General features: G+C 48.1%; 19 protein-coding genes. 12 read left to right on the top strand and 7 right to left on the bottom strand.

Going from position 1 to position 19906, the window contains the following annotated elements; all coding sequences use genetic code 11:
- The 9 genes from OCV68_RS11720 to OCV68_RS11680 form a co-directional block, all read left to right on the top strand.
- Positions 1-381 (top strand): hypothetical protein (locus OCV68_RS11720; protein ID WP_262572846.1); only part of this gene is annotated, 381 nt, incomplete at its 5' end.
- A 4-nt stretch (positions 382-385) separates the two neighbouring features.
- The gene (locus OCV68_RS11715) at positions 386-565 is read left to right on the top strand and encodes a DUF6472 family protein (protein WP_262572845.1); all 180 of its coding nucleotides are present in this window, start codon (positions 386-388) and stop codon (positions 563-565) included.
- Between the two features lie 16 nt (positions 566-581).
- Entirely contained in the window at positions 582-1256 is a 675-nt protein-coding gene (gene sfsA, locus OCV68_RS11710) for a DNA/RNA nuclease SfsA (RefSeq protein ID WP_262572912.1), read from the top strand.
- A gap of 11 nt (positions 1257-1267) precedes the next feature.
- On the top strand, positions 1268-2134 hold the full coding sequence (gene rsmA, locus OCV68_RS11705; RefSeq protein WP_262572843.1) for a 16S rRNA (adenine(1518)-N(6)/adenine(1519)-N(6))-dimethyltransferase RsmA: 867 nt from the start codon (positions 1268-1270) through the stop codon (positions 2132-2134).
- A 2-nt stretch (positions 2135-2136) separates the two neighbouring features.
- Positions 2137-2730, top strand: a complete 594-nt coding sequence (locus tag OCV68_RS11700; RefSeq protein ID WP_262572842.1) for a hypothetical protein — start codon at positions 2137-2139, stop codon at positions 2728-2730.
- Positions 2731-2732: 2 nt separating this feature from the next.
- Positions 2733-4115, top strand: coding sequence for a beta-galactosidase (locus tag OCV68_RS11695; protein WP_262572841.1), 1383 nt, complete (start codon positions 2733-2735; stop codon positions 4113-4115).
- 215 nt (positions 4116-4330) lie between these two features.
- Positions 4331-5068, top strand: a complete 738-nt coding sequence (locus OCV68_RS11690) for a CpsB/CapC family capsule biosynthesis tyrosine phosphatase (protein WP_262572840.1) — start codon at positions 4331-4333, stop codon at positions 5066-5068.
- Positions 5069-5093: 25 nt separating this feature from the next.
- Positions 5094-6035 carry a uridine kinase family protein gene (locus tag OCV68_RS11685; protein WP_262572839.1) on the top strand — a complete coding sequence of 314 codons (942 nt, stop codon included), beginning with the start codon at positions 5094-5096 and terminating at the stop codon, positions 6033-6035.
- A 102-nt stretch (positions 6036-6137) separates the two neighbouring features.
- Positions 6138-6980: an Mrp/NBP35 family ATP-binding protein gene (locus OCV68_RS11680; protein WP_022475853.1), complete on the top strand. Its 843-nt coding sequence runs from the start codon at positions 6138-6140 to the stop codon at positions 6978-6980.
- A gap of 273 nt (positions 6981-7253) precedes the next feature.
- On the opposite strand, the gene proS is transcribed toward OCV68_RS11680, so the two are convergent.
- From proS to OCV68_RS11655, 5 genes are all read right to left on the bottom strand, one after another.
- Complete coding sequence (gene proS / locus OCV68_RS11675) at positions 7254-8699, bottom strand: proline--tRNA ligase (RefSeq protein ID WP_022475363.1); 1446 nt, start codon at positions 8697-8699, stop codon at positions 7254-7256.
- Entirely contained in the window at positions 8686-9069 is a 384-nt protein-coding gene (locus OCV68_RS11670; RefSeq protein WP_022475364.1) for a hypothetical protein, read from the bottom strand. The genes proS and OCV68_RS11670 overlap by 14 nt, the downstream gene beginning before the upstream one ends.
- A gap of 148 nt (positions 9070-9217) precedes the next feature.
- Positions 9218-10387 carry an AGE family epimerase/isomerase gene (locus OCV68_RS11665; RefSeq protein WP_262572838.1) on the bottom strand — a complete coding sequence of 390 codons (1170 nt, stop codon included), beginning with the start codon at positions 10385-10387 and terminating at the stop codon, positions 9218-9220.
- A 72-nt stretch (positions 10388-10459) separates the two neighbouring features.
- On the bottom strand, positions 10460-13198 hold the full coding sequence (secA, locus tag OCV68_RS11660; RefSeq protein WP_022475366.1) for a preprotein translocase subunit SecA: 2739 nt from the start codon (positions 13196-13198) through the stop codon (positions 10460-10462).
- 282 nt (positions 13199-13480) lie between these two features.
- Positions 13481-14425 carry a hypothetical protein gene (locus tag OCV68_RS11655; protein ID WP_262572837.1) on the bottom strand — a complete coding sequence of 315 codons (945 nt, stop codon included), beginning with the start codon at positions 14423-14425 and terminating at the stop codon, positions 13481-13483.
- Between the two features lie 198 nt (positions 14426-14623).
- Between OCV68_RS11655 and greA the strand changes: the two genes are divergently transcribed.
- From greA to OCV68_RS11640, 3 genes are all read left to right on the top strand, one after another.
- Positions 14624-15100 (top strand): transcription elongation factor GreA, encoded by a 477-nt coding sequence (gene greA / locus OCV68_RS11650; RefSeq protein ID WP_022475368.1) that lies wholly within the window; start codon positions 14624-14626, stop codon positions 15098-15100.
- A 24-nt stretch (positions 15101-15124) separates the two neighbouring features.
- Positions 15125-16708 (top strand): lysine--tRNA ligase, encoded by a 1584-nt coding sequence (lysS, locus tag OCV68_RS11645; protein WP_262572835.1) that lies wholly within the window; start codon positions 15125-15127, stop codon positions 16706-16708.
- 347 nt (positions 16709-17055) lie between these two features.
- Positions 17056-17496 (top strand): DUF4240 domain-containing protein, encoded by a 441-nt coding sequence (locus OCV68_RS11640; RefSeq protein WP_262572833.1) that lies wholly within the window; start codon positions 17056-17058, stop codon positions 17494-17496.
- Between the two features lie 155 nt (positions 17497-17651).
- On the opposite strand, the gene OCV68_RS11635 is transcribed toward OCV68_RS11640, so the two are convergent.
- Positions 17652-18977, bottom strand: coding sequence for a CdaR family protein (locus OCV68_RS11635; RefSeq protein ID WP_262572831.1), 1326 nt, complete (start codon positions 18975-18977; stop codon positions 17652-17654).
- Between the two features lie 6 nt (positions 18978-18983).
- On the bottom strand, positions 18984-19889 hold the full coding sequence (gene cdaA / locus OCV68_RS11630) for a diadenylate cyclase CdaA (RefSeq protein WP_022475373.1): 906 nt from the start codon (positions 19887-19889) through the stop codon (positions 18984-18986).
- Between the last annotated feature and the right edge of the window lie 17 nt (positions 19890-19906).

The raw sequence follows: 19906 nt of genomic DNA, 5'->3' as shown, positions 1-19906 counted from the left end.
AATGATTTTCAGCTTGACGGCTTCCTTATCTTCCCCCTCTCCGCTGTGGAGGATATAAGAAGCAAGGGCAGAAAATACAACGAAATAATGCGTGCTGAGGGTGTATGCAATGATCTTGCCATTCCAGATATCGACATTTCATCAATGAAAAAAGTGTGCAGGCATTTTGAAAAAAGCGGCGAGTGCATTTCCGTTGAGACTGACGATGATTATTACATCGGCAAGGTGACGCAGGTCTCGGGAAAGCACATTTTATTTGAATGGTTTGACGCCCGTGGCGAATGGTACGAGCCTGTGCGGATAAAAATTTCGGATATCAGGCTGATAACATATAAGTCAAGATATGTTCAGGTATTTTCAGAACACATTGAAAAAAGGTGATAATATGCAAGCGACCAACTGCGAAAGCTGTGTCAACTATGTTTATGACGAGGATTACGAGTGCTACACCTGCCTTGTAAATCTGGACGAGGACGAAATGTACCGCTTTGTCAACGGCACAAATTATGCCTGTCCCTATTATCGTCCGGACGATGAATACGGCGTTGTAAAGCATCAGATGTGATATGGAGTGATGTGCCATCAGATACGGTAAAATATGCAGGGGAAAATTTATCTCCCGCCCCAACCGCTTTATTGCAAGGGTCGATATTGACGGAGAGGTTCAGACCGTTCATGTGAAGAACACGGGGCGGTGCAAGGAGCTGCTTACGAACGGTGCAGAGGTAATTCTTGAATGCTCCGACAATCCTGCACGCAAGACAAAGTATGACCTTATAGCCGTTTACAAGAACGGTATGCTCATAAATATGGACAGCCAAAGCCCCAACAAGGCGGTGGGTGAATTTATCCCACGGCTTTTTGAAAATGTGACCCTTATCCGCCCCGAGACAGTTTTCGGCAGCTCTCGGATTGACTTTTACATTGAGGCGGAGGGACGGAAAATTTTCATGGAAGTCAAGGGCTGCACGCTGGAAAATGAGGGAGTATGCAAATTTCCCGATGCTCCCACGGAGCGTGGAGTGAAGCATCTGCATGAGCTGATAAAGGCGTGCGAAAGCGGGTATGAGGCGTATATTTTCTTTGTTATCCAGATGGAAAAGGCAGAATATTTCACGCCCAACAGAGAAACTCACCCCGAATTTGCTGACGCACTGAAAACGGCTTCGGAAAAGGGCGTTAAGATACTTGCCTACACCTGCAAGGTCTCACCCGATGAAATGGTCATTGACAAGCCCTGCAAAGTAATACTATAACAGGAGTTTTTATGGAAAATCTTACAAATATAAGCGTTATAAAGGATATTTTCGAGCGCCACGGCTTTACTTTTTCTAAGGCGCTGGGTCAGAACTTTATCGTCAATCCCTCCGTGTGCCCCAAAATTGCCGAGATGGGCAACGCAAAGGCAGGCTTCGGAGTTATCGAGATAGGCACGGGCGTGGGCGTTCTCACTCACGAACTGGCTAAGCGTGCGGACAAGGTGGTAGCCGTTGAGATAGACAGCCGACTTATCCCCATACTGGACGAAACTCTGTCGGAGCATAACAACGTGAAGATCATCAATGCGGACGTTATGCAGACTGACCTGAAAAAAGTGATAGAAGAAAATTTCAGTGGTCTTGACGTGGCTGTGTGCGCAAATCTCCCCTATTACATCACCTCGCCTATTATAATGTATCTGCTGGAAAGCCGACTGCCTATAAGATCTATCACCGTAATGGTGCAGAAGGAAGCAGGCACAAGGCTTTGCGCAAAAATGGGCAGCAGAGAATGCGGCGCTGTAACGGCGGCGGTAAACTATTACGCCAAGCCCTCGCTGCTGTTCAACGTTTCCAGGGGCAGCTTTATGCCTGCGCCAAACGTTGATTCCTGCGTTATAAGGCTTGATATACTGGACACTCCCCCTGTGGAAGTATCCGACGAGAAATATTTCTTTAAGGTAGTCCGTGGAAGCTTCTCCCAGAGGAGAAAGAACCTTGCAAACTCCCTTTCCTCGGCAATGGGAATGGAAAAGGCGATGGTCATAAACGCCATAAGAGAAGCGGGACTGAGTGAAAATATCCGCCCCGAACAGCTGTCGCTTCAGCAGTTTGCGGACGTATCCAACAGGCTTATGAAGATAGAAAGGGTGTAATTATGCTGCAAATGACAAAGGGCTGCTACGTGCCTCTTGCAGATAAGCTCTGCGAGCAGTACAGCGAAAAGGACGGCTGCTTTACCGCAAACATAAACGGGGACAAAATAGAAAAGCTGATGCGTGAATACATCTCCATGCAGAAGGACAAGGTGTTCTTTATACTGGAGATCCCCGCAAGTGAAGCCGATGAAAAAAAGCTCCGCCAAAATTCCTCCGACCCTATGCACAAGGACGTTTATTACATGGATTTTCTTACAGCAAAGGAAGCAAATGAGCTGCTGGACTGCTACGGCGACCTGCTTATAAACGACGGTCTGAGCTGCTGCGGCTTCGGCTGCCATGACGATAAGTCGGAGATAATGAAAAATAAGTATAACGAGATCACCGTGTGGACAACAGAACCGCAAAAATATCACAAGCTGATGAAAAAATATGCACCTCAGGTCGAAAGCTGCAAAACTGCGTGGGAAACATTTTCCGACACCACAGCAGGCGAGTGCATAAGCATAGAGCTGGACGGAATAAGCGTATATGACCTGCCTGAAAGGCTCAAGAGTATGGGGCTGTATCTGGCAGAACAGGAGGAAGAATAAAAATGAATATGAAAAGAACATTAGCTACCATCACTGCGGCTGTTATGCTGTTATCCTTTTCGCCTGCTGTTTACGGTGAAGAGCTTATAAGCTTTTCTGTTGAGGAAGAGACCGCTCCTGTGGCAAATCCCCACAAGGGCTGGGTGCAGTATGTGTATTCCGACTGGGACATCACAAGCCCTGAGATAGGCATAAAAAGCAATCCCACATGGAAATTTACAAACGTTGTTTATACCCGATTCCCGTGGAGCGATATCGAGACATCAAAGGGTGTATATGACTGGTCAAAGGTGGAGAAATGGGCTGAATTCTGCGCCGAAAACGGCAAGACCTTTGCTTTCGGCATTATCCCCTGCGATTCGGGCGCTGACTGCAAAGACGGATATGTGCCACAATATGTTTATGACGAGGGCTGCGAATATGTCATTGCAAAGACATCAAGCTTTTACAGCGAGGACGGCGTTCAGCGTGTGCCTGTGTGGTCGGACGAAATATACATCTCGGCAGTGGAGCGTCTGGCGCAGGCGGTGGCTGAGAAATATGACGGCGACCATCGAATTGAGTTCATCGACATACGCAGCCTTGGCAACTGGGGCGAATGGCACACCTATGGGCTTGAGGGAAGCGAGATGCCCTCGGTTGATGTACAGAAGCAGTACATCAAAATATGGGCAGACGCATTTGACCACACTTTGCTTGCGCTGAATGTCAACGATGAACGTTACAGCGAGACAGCGGAATATGCCGTTTCACTGGGTATGACACTGAGACGTGACGGGCTTGTGGGCATAGAGGGCTGCGAAAAATATCTTGCTCCGGCATATGAAGCAAAGCTTCCCACCATCGGCGAGACCTGCTACGGCTACACATATATGCGTGACAACGGCAAATGGACTGACAATAAGCTCACAAAGGCGGTAAAGGGCGGTCATCTTACATACATGGCTCTTGCGGGCGGAGTATATGACGGATACGAAATGTACAAGGAAAGGACAACCGCTGTAACCACGCTCCAGAACGAACTGGGCTACAATTTTGTTGTAAAAAGCGCTTCTGTGGCATATGATAACGGTAAGGCTGTTATCACGCTTAAAATAAAGAACGAGGGGCTTGATACCCAGCATTTCGATATGCGGCTGAAAATTGCGGCCACGGATAAAAAGGGCAGGAATGCACGTAAGATATGCGGCAAAAGCTTTTTGATCAAAAGCGGCAGCTTTGAGGCAGGCAAAACAAAGGTCTATACCTTTACAACAGATGCAGACAAAATACCCGAGGGAGCTTATCTGGCGGCGGGACTTTCCGATGAAAGCGGCTGTACTGTGCGCTTCGGCAACAAGCACACCGTTTCAAACGGCTGCCTTATTCTTGGAAAAGCCAGATGAAATCGAAGAGTTATCACAAAGACAATAAATGAACAGCATAAAAATATTTTAAAATTTATTGTCATAACAAATCAATAAATTTACAGAACATTAGGCGACAAAGCAAAAATGTGTCAAAAAATTGGGTTATAATTACTATGAAAAGTAGTCAGCGGATATCGCTGCTTAATATAAAAGTTCAGCCGAAAAAGCCGAACTGAAAGGAGCTTTTCGGAATGTATAACCCACCGAAAATGATCGTTGATCTGAATGCGCAGATCCTGCCCGATATGGGCTGCGGCCCCGAAAGCTGCTCTGAAGCGGCTCAGATACTTGTAAAACTCGGCGAGCAGGGCGTAACTCACGTTGTCGCCGCACCTCGCTTTAACAGATATGATGAATCTGTCCCCCACTTTATTACAAGACGTGGGGAAGCTATGGCAAAGTTCAGCGCTTATCTTTCTCAGAACAGAATGAGCCACGTTCCCCAGCTTGTAATGGGGGCGCTGGTAAGCTTTACCGACAATATGGCTAATGAGCCTGAGTTGGAGAGCCTTTGCATAAGCGACACAAATTATATGCTGGTGGAGCTGCCCTCCGTTCCCGCTACGGAGGAGCTTATCGGCAGCTTCAAAAAGCTTGCATGCGGCGGAAGAGTTCGTCCGCTGCTTGCACACATTGAAAAATATGCGGCTTATGCCGATGAAGAAGCCCTGGCGGAGCTTTTCTCCTCCGCTTCGGGGCAGATAAACTGCGACTCCGTTTTCAGCACCGCAGGCATAAGGTATGCGGCCCGCCTTATCAAGGGCGGAAGCATATGCGGTCTTGGCAGCGGAAGATGCAGCCTTGATGATCCTCCGAGATACTCGGAAGCACGCAAGAAGCTTTCACGAAAGCTGGGTGCGGCGCTTTTCAACGAATCTGTAAGCAGATCCGAGGCAGTGCTTAGCAACGGGGACATCATAAAACCTTGATAATCCGTCAGAAAGGAAACATGTCATGGAAAAATTTGCACGGGTCTCGTCTGTCAACAGGGAGGCTAAATGTCCCGAAAAGATAATCGAGCTGGCTGAGGACAATTACAGCGCATATATAAACGAGGCGGCTGAGATGATACTCTCATCGGGAAAGCCTGTTGTTCTGCTCTCCGGCCCCTCAGGCTCGGGCAAGACCACAGCGGCACTGCGCATAGAAGCCCGTCTCAGGGAGCTTGGCAGGACTGCCCACACCCTTTCCATGGATAACTATTTTCTGCCCATATCCGATGAAAACAGGCATGAGCTTCCCCATGACGAGGAGGGGAACATTGACCTTGAATCGCCGATGAGGCTGGATATCCCTCTTTTTACGGAGCATCTGAAAAAAATAGCCGCCTGCGAGGAATTTGAAATGCCCCGCTTTAATTTTGCGGCTCAGTCAAGAAGAGAGCCTGTTCCGTTTTTGAGAAAGCATGGGGAGATAATCATAATCGAGGGTATTCACGCCCTTAATCCCGATGTTACGGGCAATGACGAGGGCTTTGCGCTGCATATGTATATATCTGTCCGCACCTATCTTAAAGCGGCTGACGGCAGCCTTATGCACCCTGCGCAGATCCGTCTTATGAGGCGGCTTTGCCGTGACAGTCTTTTCAGAAAGCGAAGCTATGCGGATATATTCCGTATGTTCGGCAGCGTTTCCCGTGGCGAAAAGCTGTACATCACGCCCTACAAAAAGCGTTCGGATTATGACATTGACACATTTATGGCATATGAAGCTTCGGTCTATAAAAATTTTCTGTATGACAATATTCTTGCTCAGGCGCATGGCGAGCTGGCTGATTTCCCCTGCTGCGCTCAGATCTTACAGTTTCTGGGTGAGCTGAACGCCATTGACCCCAAATATGTGCCGTCTGCTTCGATGATACGTGAGTTTATCGGGGGAAGTGAGCTGAAATACTGATAAACATACCATTTGACTTTTGCAAAAAAAAGGCATATAATATATAAGTACAAACAAGACTAAAACGGTCTTGATTTATATGTATGGGAAAGGATGTTTCAAATGAGCGAATGTACGCATAACTGCTCCTCCTGCGGCTCGGAATGTGCCGAGAGAAAATCTCCCCAGAGCTTTATCGAAAAGCTGGGCGAGGGCAGCAGCGTTAAAAAGGTAATAGGCATCGTAAGCGGAAAGGGCGGCGTTGGAAAGTCGCTGGTAACAGGTCTTATGGCTTCCGCTTTTGCAAAGAAGGGTCTGCACACCGCCGTGCTGGACGCTGATATCACAGGCCCCTCTATCCCCAAGATGTTCGGCATTACCGAGAGGGCTACAGGTACCGACAAGGGACTTATCCCTGTACGCAGCAAGGGCGGCGTTGATGTAATGAGCATCAACCTGCTGCTGGAAAACCCCTCCGATCCTGTTATCTGGAGAGGCCCTGTTATTGCAGGTGTTGTAAAGCAGTTCTGGAACGAGGTAATCTGGAACGATGTTGACTATATGTTCGTTGATATGCCTCCGGGAACAGGTGATGTTCCTCTGACAGTTTTCCAGTCCATTCCTGTTGACGGCGTTATCATAGTAACATCTCCTCAGGATCTGGTAAAGATGATCGTGGGCAAGGCTGTTGGCATGGCACACCTCATGAACATTCCCATTCTGGGCATTGTAGAGAACATGAGCTATGTTGAATGTCCCGACTGCGGAAAGAAGATCAATCTGTACGGCGAGAGCCACACTGCGGAAGCTGCTGCGGAATATGGTCTGAAGGTGCTGGGCAGTCTGCCTGTTGACCCTGCCATAGCGCAGAGCTGCGACAGCGGAAATATTGAGGCAGTTGAAGACAAGTGGCTTTCCGAGGCTGTAAAGGCTGTTGAGGAAGCACCTGCAAAGCCTAAGGCATAAAAAATTATCCGTCTCTCTATGAGGGGCGGATTTCTCATTTGTCCGTTTCACCCCAAAACAAAAGGAGCTGCTGCAACCTGTGCAACAGCTCCTTATACTAATCTTCAATCGCTCTATAGGCAAAGCCGACAGATGAAATAAGACCAGTCAAGGAAAGCGACCGCAGGCGGGCTTGCCGCCCGGCAAGGGAGCTTGACGAAGAATGGGCTTATTTCAGCCGAGGATTTGTCTGTAGGTTGATTGAAGATTAGTATTAATATTTTTATTAAAAGATCAATATGCCTTGCCCCAGTAAACCATGCACTTTGCAGGTTTGCCGCAGCATACACACTTGTCGGAAAGATTCTCCTGCTCAAAGGGAATACATCTGGAACCTACACCTGTAACTTCCTTTACCTTATCCTCACAAGCCTCGTCGCCGCACCACATAGCCTTGATAAAGCCGTCGCCGTTCTTTTCAAGCGCTTCGGTTATCTCGTCCATGGTCACGCAGGAATAGGTGCGTCTCTCACGGTTCTCGAGTGCTGCCTTGTAAAGTCCGTCATGTACCTCGGTAAGCTTGGTCTTAACGGTATCTGCGATGCCGTCCAGAGATACAAAGCTCTTCTCACGGTTGTGACGTGTTACTATTACGCACTGGTTCTGCTCGATATCCTTGGGGCCTATCTCAATTCTGAGAGGAACACCCTTCATCTCGTACTGAGCAAACTTCCAGCCGGGAGAGTTGTCGCTGTCATCGACCTTTACTCTGATGCCTGCTGCCTTGAGGATATCTGCCACCTCGTTAGCCTTGTCGAGAACGCCCTCCTTGAACTGCTGGATAGGAACGATAACTGCCTGAATGGGTGCTACTGCGGGAGGAAGAACAAGTCCGTCGTTGTCGCCGTGGGTCATGATAACTGCGCCGATAAGACGGGTGGTCACGCCCCAAGAAGTCTGGTGAGGATATACCTTCTTATTGTCCTTGTCGGTGAACATGATATCGAATGCCTTTGCAAAACCGTCGCCGAAATAGTGGGAGGTTCCTGCCTGGAGAGCCTTGCCGTCGTGCATAAGAGCCTCTATTGCGTAGGTTGCAACAGCGCCTGCAAACTTATCGCTCTCGGTCTTTCTGCCCTTTACAACGGGCATTGCAAGGTACTCCTCGCAGAACTGAGCATATACGTTCAGCATACGCTCGGTCTCTTCGATAGCCTCCTCAGCTGTTGCGTGAATGGTATGTCCCTCCTGCCAGAGGAACTCTCTTGAACGGAGGAAAGGACGGGTGGTCTTTTCCCATCTTACAACACTTACCCACTGGTTGTAGAGCTTGGGCAGGTCACGGTAGGAATGAACGATGTTTGCGTAATGCTCGCAGAAAAGTGTCTCGGAAGTGGGGCGGACGCAAAGTCTGTCCTCCAGCTTCTCGTTGCCGCCCATTGTTACCCATGCAACCTCGGGAGCAAAGCCCTCAACGTGGTCTTTCTCCTTCTGGAGCAGGCTCTCGGGAATGAACATAGGCATGCAAACATTTTCATGACCTGTTGCCTTGAACATACCGTCAAGGATATGCTGGATATTTTCCCAGATAGCATATGCGTAGGGGCGGATCACCATGCAGCCCTTTACGCTTGTGTATTCTACCAGCTCAGCCTTTTTGCATATATCGGTGTACCACTTTGCGAAATCCTCGTCCATTGAGGTTATCGCATCGACCATTTTCTTGTTATCCTTTGCCATTTGGATTCTCCTTTTCATCATCTTTATAATCGTCGAGGTTCATTTCGCCCTCGTAAATGTCATAGACTTTATAATTATCCTCCACCCTTGCGGGACTCGGCTCGGCCTTGTCATCGGGGATATTTTTCTTTTTCTTGCCTGAGATGCTGTCCCACGCCTTATCAACGGCGGCAGCCATCTTGGGGAGAAATGTGGTGAGCAGATATATGAGCACCATGGCGATAATGCCGGTTATAAGCGCAGACCCCAGCGGCATAGCTGAACCCGAAGCTGTCGTATCAGCAGCCGTAGTCTCGACAACTGTGGTCTCTGCCGCAGTATCATCTGCAAGAGCTTCCGAAACGATAGCTTCAGCGGTGCTTGTCTCCATCAAAGCCGACCTCCCTTCATGAGTAAACATATTTTAAATTATAGCACATATTTTCCCTTAATTCAATAGTTATTTTATAAATTTGCCGACAAGGAGACAAAGAAAAGCTGCCATGTGACCCATGACAGCTTTCGGATTTGATCATTTATCAGACATCAATGCCTCTGGTCATAACTTCCATGCACATTCTGCCGTTGTGATAAGGGCACTTCCACTCGTTTACCATGGTGAATTTGAGCATGGGCTTGCCGTTGTAATCAACTTCTGCCCACCATTCGCTGCCCTTGCGCTTGTCTATCTGGACATCTCTTATCCATTCCCATACCTTGCCCGCAGCTTCAAGGAACTTCTTGTCGCCGCCGTGCTGATATGCGTTGATGAAGCCCACAACAGTCTCTGCCTGAACCCACCATACACGCTTCTTGTCTATCTCGGTCTTGTCTCTCTCGTTGTTGAGGGAGCCGTTCTCGTATGCGATATTGTAAATGTTGTTGGAAATTCTAAGGTTAATGTTCTTCCACTTCTCAATGTAGTCCTTGTCGCCCATTACGTCGCAGGCACGGTCAAGGAGCCATGTTGCTTCGATATCATGGCCGTAGGAATGGATATCGCCGATAACGTTCAGCTCACGGTCAAAGAATACCAGCAGCTTGTTGTTCTCGCTGTCAAATATCTTGTTCTCGGTGATATCGAGGAGAAATTTAAGTCTTGCCTTTACTCTCTCGTCTCCGCTTGCCTGGAGCAGAACGGTGTAGCCCTCGATAAGGTGGAGAACGGTGTTCATGGTCTTGTCTGCCATAAGTCCGTTTTCGCTGAGAGCGTCGTTTTCAATAAGCTTCCAGTTCTTGTCGAAAGCTTCCATATAAGCCACATCATCGGTGCACTTTTCCTCAACTGTGTAAAAAAGCTCAAAAGCAAGGTCGAGAGCTTCCTTATCCTTGCAGGCAAGGTAATATGTGGAAAGGGCATAGATAGCAAAAGCCTGATTGTAGGTGTGCTTCATGCTGTCCATAACTGTGCCGTCGTAGTTCATCATCCAGTAAACGCCGCCGTTCTCACGGTCAACGCAGTGGTTTTTCAGGAACTCGTATGCGTGCTTTGCGTTGTCAAGGTTCTTTTCGCCGCCGATAGTGCGGTAAACGGAAGAATAGAACCAGAGTATTCTGGAATTGAGGATAACGCCCTTGCCGCCCTTTTTGTCAAGGTTAAGGTCGTTGTCCATCTGACCGTAAAAGCCGCCGAACTCATCGTCTCTGAGAGCGTCCCAGAAAGGGATTATATGGTTTTCAAGCTCATTTTTTACTTCGTTTATAAGCATTTTATTTCTCCTCCTGACATATAAACAGCTTCTCCGAAAACACGCAGAGCATATTTTCGGAGAACACAGTTTTTACTTTAAGTCTCTGCCACAGCAGTTCTTGTACTTCTTGCCGCTTCCGCATGGGCAGGGATCGTTTCTGCCGACCTTCTTTACACGGCGGGGTTCGCTCTGATAGCTGCCGTCGCCCTGGGTCTCCATAGGCTGAGCAACTCTTTCTCTCTGAGGCTCCTCGTTGTTCTTTATCTGGATAGTAAAGAGCAGTCTTACGGTATCCTCACGGATAGACTCGATCATTGCGTCGAACATCTCAAAGCCCTCGTAACGATACTCGACAACGGGGTTCTTCTGAGCAAATGCACGCAGACCGATACCTCTTCTCAGCTCTTCCATATCGTCGATATGAGCCATCCACTTAAGGTCAACCACCTTGAGGAGGATAACTCTCTCAAGCTCTCTGAGCATATCGCTGCCCATTTCCTTTTCACGCTTGTCATAGTATGCAAGCGCTCTGTCGGTAAGAAGCTGGATAATATCGTCCTTGGTTATCTTGCCAAGCTCTTCGGGAGTATATTTGAAATCATCGGGAGTGGTGAGCAGGCCTGCAAAATGAGCCTTCAGACCGGAAAGGTTCCACTCATCGTGAACGGAGCCGTCGATGATGTAAAGATTTACGCCGTCAACGACCCAATCCTTGATCATCTTAAGGATATACTCGTGGATATCCTCGCCGTTGAGAACCTTTGCTCTCTGCTCATAGATGATAGCTCTCTGTGTGGACATAACATCGTCGTAGTTGAGGACGTTCTTTCTGATAGCAAAGTTTCTGCCCTCCACCTTCTTCTGGGAGGATTCGATGACCTTGGAGAGCATCTTGGACTCGATAGGCATATCCTCGTCCACGTTCATGTTATTCATCATCATCTGGAGACGGTCGCCGCCGAACAGTCTCATAAGGTCGTCCTCCAGTGAGAGGAAGAAGCGGCTCTCGCCCTCGTCTCCCTGACGGCCTGCACGGCCTCTCAGCTGGTTGTCGATACGTCTGGACTCGTGGCGCTCGGTGCCGAGGATAAACAGACCGCCTGCTTTTCTTACCTCGTCAGCCTTGCCCTTGATCTCGTCGGCGTGCTTTGCGTAAAGCTTCTTGTATTCCTCACGGGCGCTGAGGATAGCCTCGTCATCGGTATCTGCGTAGCTGATAGCCTCGCTGATGATCTCGTCCTCGTAGCCCATGCGCTTCATATCAGCCTTTGCAAGGAACTCTGCGTTACCGCCAAGCAGGATATCGGTACCACGGCCTGCCATGTTGGTCGCAATGGTAACTGCGCCCAGCTGACCTGCCTGTGCAACGATCTCCGCTTCCTTTGCGTGCTGCTTTGCGTTGAGGACATTGTGCTTGATGCCCTCCTTGGAAAGCATCTTGGAAAGTATCTCGGACTTTTCGATGGAGATAGTACCAACCAGAACGGGCTGACCCTTGGCGTGGCACTCCTTTATCTGCTCGATAGCTGCTCTGAACTTTGCAGCCTCGGTCTTATAAACAACATCGGGGTGGTCGATACGCTGAACGGGACGGTTTGTGGGGATCTCGATAACGTCCAGCTTGTAGATCTCCCTGAACTCGTCCTCCTCGGTCATAGCTGTACCTGTCATACCGGACAGCTTGTGATAGAGACGGAAGAAGTTCTGGAATGTGATGGAAGCAAGGGTCTTGGACTCGTGATTTACCTTTACGCCTTCCTTTGCCTCGATAGCCTGGTGGAGACCGTCATTATAGCGGCGGCCCATCATAAGACGGCCTGTGAACTCGTCAACGATAACGATCTCGCCCTCGTTTACAACGTAGTCGATATCCTTCTTCATAACGCCGTTTGCCTTGATAGCCTGGTTGATATGGTGAAGAAGTGTGGAGTTCTCAGCGTCGTACAGGTTCACGATATTGAAGTATTTCTCAGCCTTCTTAACGCCCTGACGGGTGATAGTGGCTGTCTTTGCCTTTTCGTCGATGATGTAGTCGCAGTCCTCTGCGATCTCTTCCTGATCGGTCTTTGTGTCCATTTCGGCAACAACAAAGGGCTTCAGGGTCTTGGCAAACTTGTCTGCCATGGTGTACATCTCGGTGGACTTGTCGCCTCTGCCCGAAATGATAAGAGGAGTTCTCGCTTCATCAATAAGGATAGAATCGACCTCATCGACGATAGCAAAGTTGAATTCTCTCTGAACCTTTTCGTTCTTGTAGATCACCATGTTGTCACGGAGGTAGTCGAAACCGAACTCATTGTTGGTTCCGTAAGTAATATCGCAGTTGTAAGCCTCACGGCGCTGGTCATTGTTCATGTCGTGGAGGATACAGCCGATAGTAAGACCTAAGTATCTGTAAACCTTGCCCATTTCCTCGGACTGGGACTTTGCAAGGTAGTCGTTAACGGTAACGACGTGAACGCCGTTGCCTGTAAGGGCGTTGAGGTAAGATGCGCAGCAGGCAACGAGGGTTTTACCTTCACCTGTTCTCATCTCGGCGATTCTGCCCTGATGAAGAACGATGGCACCGATTATCTGCACGGGGAAGGGCTTTTTGCCCAGAACTCTCCATGCGCCCTCTCTTACGGTCGCAAGAGCCTCGGGGAGGATATCGTCAAGAGTTTCGCCGTCTTCAAGTCTTTTCTTGAACTCAGGTGTCTTGGCTTTCAGTTCAGCCTCGGTGAGCTTGCCGTATTCTTCGTCCAGATCAAGCACCTTCTGCTTGATAGGGTCGATCTTTTTCAGTTCTCTTTTACTGTAGTTTCCGAAAAGTCCGTCTAAAATTCCCATTCGTTTTATTCCACCTTAAAAATTTATTTTTACACGGATGTTCCCCTGCCAATGCAGGGACAGACAGGGCCGTACAATTTGCACTTATAATACATTATACCGCAAAACAAATCCCCTGTCAACAACTATTTTGAAACCTTAACGTTGTGGGGGAAATCATTACAAAAGACGCAAATATGGCTATAGAAACCGGTACAAATAGATGAACGGGGTTCAGTACACGGCAGAAAGTCAAATGCAGGGAGGTAAAAAAGCGGGGGATAGGGGTTCAAGGAAGCTATCTTATCCCATTCTGCCCGATCCTGCGGCAGCTGCTGCCGCACATAACAGATTATATCTCACAATATCCCTATACTCAGGCTTTGCCATATAATAAACATACTGCTCCGCCAGATCGGGGAAGATGTTTCCCCTGCCCTCCAGTTTGAAATTATTATATCCCATTGGCACATATTTGGTATATATCGCCTGGGGTGACACATGAAGCGGCGAATTTCTGCGGATAAATGCGTTGTTTTTCATATGCGGACACTGCCACTCCTCTATCTTTGCAGTTCCCGCCTGTATCTTCGCCAGCTCCGCAGGATCGCAGTGCTCCAGCTGATATTTGCCTATATAGCAGTAATGCTCCCCTCTTCTCTGACAGTTGGGTGTGCAGACTGCGTTCACAAGTATCTCGCACTTATCCTTATGTGGTATTTTCGCAAGCGTATCAAAGTCATTGTTATAGTTATAGTCCAGCACCACAAGGCTGTAGTCTTTTTCAAGCTCGCTTTCCAATGTTGGCAGATCTCTTATCTGCTTGCAGGTGGAGGAGATTATCTTCATATTTGGGTGACGCTTCCTGATATGCTCCTCCAGCAGGGGCGAAAAGACTATTGCCTCGTTCATGCCGTTGTCGGCGATATCCAGCACACGGTTGCAAACAGGGTCATTCAGATGCTCACGGGTAAGGAGAGGATTTGTAAGCGTCAGGCGGCAGGGCACTCCCAGAGAATTGAATCTGCCGAGATACTGGGGGACAAGCTTATCCACGGTTTGCATATCCATATATCCTGCCATGATGCGTCCGCCGTTCCATATCATGGGGAAACAGTCGAAAACGCTCGCTATCTCCACGCCGTCGTAAAACATCCGGGGCATACGCTTTATCATTGAAATAAGGGTCATATTCATGCTGCCGTTGAATCTGTCAACAAAATTGGGCAGGTGAAATCTTACGCTCATATGCACACTTCCTTAAAGGTATTTACCCTATTATAGCACACGGCGGCGGGAGTTTCAACAGTTCATGCCATTTACGCAATGAAAATACCGTGTTTTTTGATTTTTTATCCCTTGACACAGCGGAGAATTTATTATATAATATATACTCAGGAAATTATATCTGTATATATATGTACGATTGAAAGGATGGTCATATAAATGGCAGTCAAGAAGATTAGAATGTCCGCCGAAGGTCTCAAGGATCTGGAAAAACAGCTTGAATATTTAAAGAATGTACGCCGTGCAGAGGTCGCTCAGAAGCTGAAGGAAGCACGTTCCTTCGGAGACCTTTCCGAAAACGCTGAGTACGATGAAGCAAAGAACGAGCAGGCTATTCTGGAAGCTGAGATCGTTGACGTTGAAATGAAGATCAACAACGCTGAGGTCGTAAGTGATTCCGACCTTTCCACCGATGAGATCGGCGTTGGTTCTTATGTTAAGCTCAAGGATCTGGAGCTGGACGAGGTAATGGAGCTTCAGATAGTTGGTTCCACCGAGGCTGACCCCGAGAACAACAAGATCTCCGAGGACGCTCCTATCGGCATTGCGGCTCTCAAGAAAAAGGTGGGCGATATCCTGGAAGTAGAGGCTCCCATCGGCGTTATCAGAATGGAAGTTCTGGAGATCAGCAAGTAATATTATTGCAAAGGAATGTGAATAATGGCAGAGGAACAGCTCAAGGAAAATACTTCTCCAGAGGAGCCTGAACAGACCGAGGAAGAAGTACACGAATTAAAGAGAATAAGAATGGAAAAGCTTGAAAAGCTCAAGGCTGAGGGCAAAAACCCCTTTGAGATAACAAGCTTTGACTACAATATAAAGAATGCGGAGATAAGAAAGCAGTATTCCGAGCTTGAAGCAAAGCTCACCGCTCAGTGCGGCGACGATGCTGAGGCTCTCAAGGCTGCTCTTGACGAGAACCGCATCAATGTTAAGATCGCAGGCCGTATCATGACCTGGAGAAACATGGGCAAGGCTAACTTCATCGACGTTCGTGACAGCACCGACCGTATGCAGGTATATGTGCGCATGAACGACATCGGCGAGGAGCAGTTCAAGGAGTTCAAGACCTGGGACATGGGCGATATCGTTGGTGTTGAGGGCTTTGTTTTCAAGACCAGAACAGGCGAGATAACCGTTCACGCTCAGAAGATAACACTGCTCTCCAAGTCCCTGCTGCCCCTGCCCGAAAAGTGGCACGGTCTCAAGGATCAGGACACCCGTTACCGTCAGAGATACGTTGACCTTATCGTTAATCCCGAGGTTGCCGAGACTTTCAGAAAGCGTTCAAAGATTATCGCTGCTATCAGAAGATATCTTGACGCACAGGGCTTTATCGAAGTAGAAACTCCAATGCTGGTTGCAAACGCAGGCGGAGCTTCCGCAAGACCTTTCGAGACACACTACAATGCTCTTGATGAAGATGTTCGTCTGAGAATATCTCTGGAGCTGTACCTCAAGCGTCTTATCGTAGGCGGTCTTGACAGGGTTTACGAGATAGGCAGAGTTTTCAGAAACGAGGGTGTTGACACCAAGCACAATCCCGAGTTCACTCTTATGGAGCTTTATCAGGCATACACCGATTACCACGGCATGATGGACCTTGCCGAGAACCTTTACCGTCACTGCGCACTTGAAGTATGCGGCACCACAAAGATCACATACGGCGGCGTTGAGATAGACCTGGGCAAGCCCTTTGAGAGACTTACCATGGTCGAGGCTGTAAAGAAGTATTCCGGTGTTGATTTTGAGGCTATTAACACTATCGAAGAAGCCCGTGCGGCTGCTGACGCTCACCACATCGAATACGAGCAAAGGCACAAGAAGGGCGATATCCTTAACCTGTTCTTTGATGAATTTGTTGAGGAGCATCTTGTTCAGCCCACATTCATTATGGATCACCCCGTTGATATCTCTCCCCTTACAAAGAAGAAGCCCGACAAGCCCGAATACACCGAGCGTTTCGAGCTGTTCATCACAGGCAGAGAGATGGCAAACGCATATTCCGAGCTGAATGACCCTGTTGACCAGCGTCAGAGATTTGAGGCTCAGGAAGAAATGAAGCGTCTGGGCGACGAGGAAGCAAACAGCATTGATGAGGATTTCCTCCGTGCGCTGGAGATCGGTATGCCTCCCACAGGCGGCATCGGCTTCGGTATCGACAGACTTGTTATGCTTCTCACTGACAGCAGCGCTATAAGAGACGTTCTGCTGTTCCCCACCATGAAAACACTTGACAAGTAATGTCAGGAACATACTGAAATGCAAATGGGCAATCCTTTTATGGGGTTGCCCATTTTTGGAAACTCAGAAAACGAAATACCCAAATTTACAGACAAAAAATTAGAACCTGTCTTCATAAGAAATGTGTGCGGATTTTCGAGCATAATTTTGTTGCAGAGTAGGCAAAAATCCGCAGGCGGGCTTTCGCCCGGCAAGGATTTTTAACGCAGTCTGCGGCAAAATTTGCCGAAAAGACGTGCGCATATGCTTGTGAAGACGGGTTCTTATATAGCTATTTTCTTGTTAATGGAAGAAAGCAATAATTTGCAGTTTATCAAACACATTCAAAAACAGAAGGAGAAATTCAAATGAATACCGAACAGTTTTTTTCAAAAATAATGGACATCTGCGACTGGGACAGGGCAGGCAATGATAAGGAAATTTTAAGCCCGTTGATCGAATACCTGTCATGTCAATCCGATGATGAAATATATTCTTTTGATGATATCATGGCAGAATTATTATATGGTCTCGACACGAAGAAAAACTTTAAAACAGCCTGCAAATACTATGACCATTCAGATGATACTTTTTTATATTCGAGATGTGTTGCGCTGATAAATGGCGCAGATTATTATAAAAAGGCTCAGCAGGGAAAAGCCAAAGACCTTTGGACATCGGAATTTGAAGCCATTTTATATGTACCCCAAGCAGCCTGGGCAAAAAAGCATGACTGCGATCAGAATGACTATCCCCATTTGACTGCACTTTGTTACGAAACGGGAAGCAACACCGAAAAGTGGAAATAAGATGTGCTTTTCGCAATAAGTCTCAACGAGACGGCAAGTAATGTATAATACTAATCCTCAATCAACCTATAGACAAAGCCGACAGAACGATTAAAGATTAGTATAAAACCCCACCGCCCGTATCTCCGAACGGAAATACGGGCGGTGGGGTTTAGTTATTCTTCCGATATAAGCTTTGCGGTGACGTATATCTTCGGCGTTGCTACGCCCTCGTCGCCGTTGAGCCAAACCCTGTCATAGGAGGATATCAGGAAATCAACCGACATCTTGTGGTCGCCCTCCTGCATATCAAAGTCGATAAGGTCGATCTGTGCGGTAAGGTCTTCCTTGGATATGGCGGCTATCTGGTCGGAGTCGCCCACCACGAACAATGTCATACCCGACGCTACAGGCTCGAACTCGAACTGTGCGGGCTTGTTCACGAACTGGATATCCTTGCCCATAATGGCTATCGCCTTTTTGGAGATACCCTCGCTGGGGCAGGTGACTGTTACGGTGTCTATCTGGGTCAGGTTCTCATAGTCCTCGGGCAGGAAGTTTTCCGCCTTGAACTCGAACACGCTGCCCACATCGACCTCACGCATATTTATGGTGCCGATGTTAAGCTCGGGCAGATCTTTTATCTTGTCATTGGGAGCTGCAATGGTCAGCTCATCGACCGAGAACACCAGCTGACTGCGGAAGTAGTCGATATCGAAATTCTCGGGAGCGTTGATGATATTTACGTTCAGCGGCAATGTCTGGCGGACGTAAACGGGTATCTGAATGGCAAATGATGACTTATCAAAGGTAAGCTGCTGATTGTCATTGGAGATGACCGCATTGTTGTTGTAGAGCACCAGGTCGCTGGTGGTGAACTCGTAAGTGGAGCTAAGCTCCTGCTCGGGAGCCACCTTTGCGCATACCTTGGTAATGGAGCTTACCATATCAAGGGGGCCTGTGACGGTGACTGTGGAGGGAGTTACTATGGGGTCGCCGCTCATATAGCCCGAGGCTATCTTTACATTTTCCAGCTGGGGAGTTATCTCGAACTCCTTGGAAACTATCTTGTCGAAAGTGACGCTGATTGTGGAAGGCTCAATGCTCACCACGTCAAAGGTCTTGCCTGTGCTGCACTCGATGTTCATGGAAAGGTTATACTCCCTTGCCATCATAACGTTGGAAGCATCAAGCACGGCGGTGAGATCCTCGGTCTTAAGGTCGCCTATCTGACCTCTTTTGCCCGAAATGGTAACATTTACAGTCTTAGGGGTCATGGAAATAACATCAAGCTGATTTGCCTGAGCGTAGGTATCTTCAAGGGAAATGGTAACGGGAACGTTGTAAATGGAGCGCTCCATTGTGGGGTAAACGCTTATTGAAACAACAGCCCATATTATCACTGCGCAGAGGATAGAAAGGATCTTCTGGGAGCTGTCCTTTTCAAAAAGCTTTTTGAAAAAATCGGAAACTTTTCCGATGATCTTGTTAATATCAGGCATAAGCTCTTATCCTTTCTTGTTTTTATTGAAAAGTCCCAGCTTTTCGGACTTTGTGCCTTCCTTGCTCTGCTTGTCCTGAGATTTTTCCTTGGGGGTCTTTTCGGGAAGAAGCTTTGCACGGAGAGTCTTTTTAAGGGTGTCCTTGGAATATCCTCTGGTAAGCTCGCCGTTTTCCGCAACGGAAATGGCTCCTGTTTCCTCGGATACCACAATGATGATAGCGTCCGAGTTCTCGCTCATGCCTATGGCAGCTCTGTGACGGGAGCCGAGAGCCTTGTTGATAAGCTCCTCCTTTTCGGGCTTGGGCAGGAAGCAGGCGGCAGCAAGGATAATGCCGTCACGCATGATGACCGCTCCGTCATGGAGAGGGGTGTTCTTGAAGAAGATATTTCCGAAAAGCTCTTTACTGGGAACGGCGTTCAGGATAGTACCCGTGTTTATCTGCTCGCCAAGCTTTGTCTCACGCTCGATAACGATGAGCGCACCTGTGGTGGAGGCTGAAAGGTCTTCGCAGGATTCGCAGATAACGTCAATGGCATATGCCCATTTTGAGGCAAGCTCGCCCTCGGAGGCGCTGTTGCTGAAAACGGGAAGCTTTGACAGCTTGGAATGGCCCACCTTTTCAAGGGAACGCCGCAGCTCCGGCTGGAAGATTATGATTATCGCCAGAAGTCCCACATCAAAGGTCTTGTCGAGGATAAAGGTCAGCGCTTTCATCTGCATTATCCTTGCCAGCATATAGCAGAGCACCAGCACGATGATACCCTTTGCCAGACCGCCTGCACGGGTCTCCTTCATGAACTGTATCACCTTGTAGATAAGGTAAGACAGAACGGCGATATCTATAATATCCCAGAACGATGGGGGAAGAATTGTGAGCAGGGAGCTTTTAAGCTCATACAGCAAGTCCATAAATCACGACCCTTTCA

Source organism: Huintestinicola butyrica (assembly GCF_025567215.1).
Lineage (GTDB): Bacteria > Bacillota > Clostridia > Oscillospirales > Ruminococcaceae > Huintestinicola > Huintestinicola butyrica.
The sequence above is the reverse complement of the archived record's forward strand: the minus strand, read 5'-3'. Positions and strand labels throughout refer to the sequence as shown.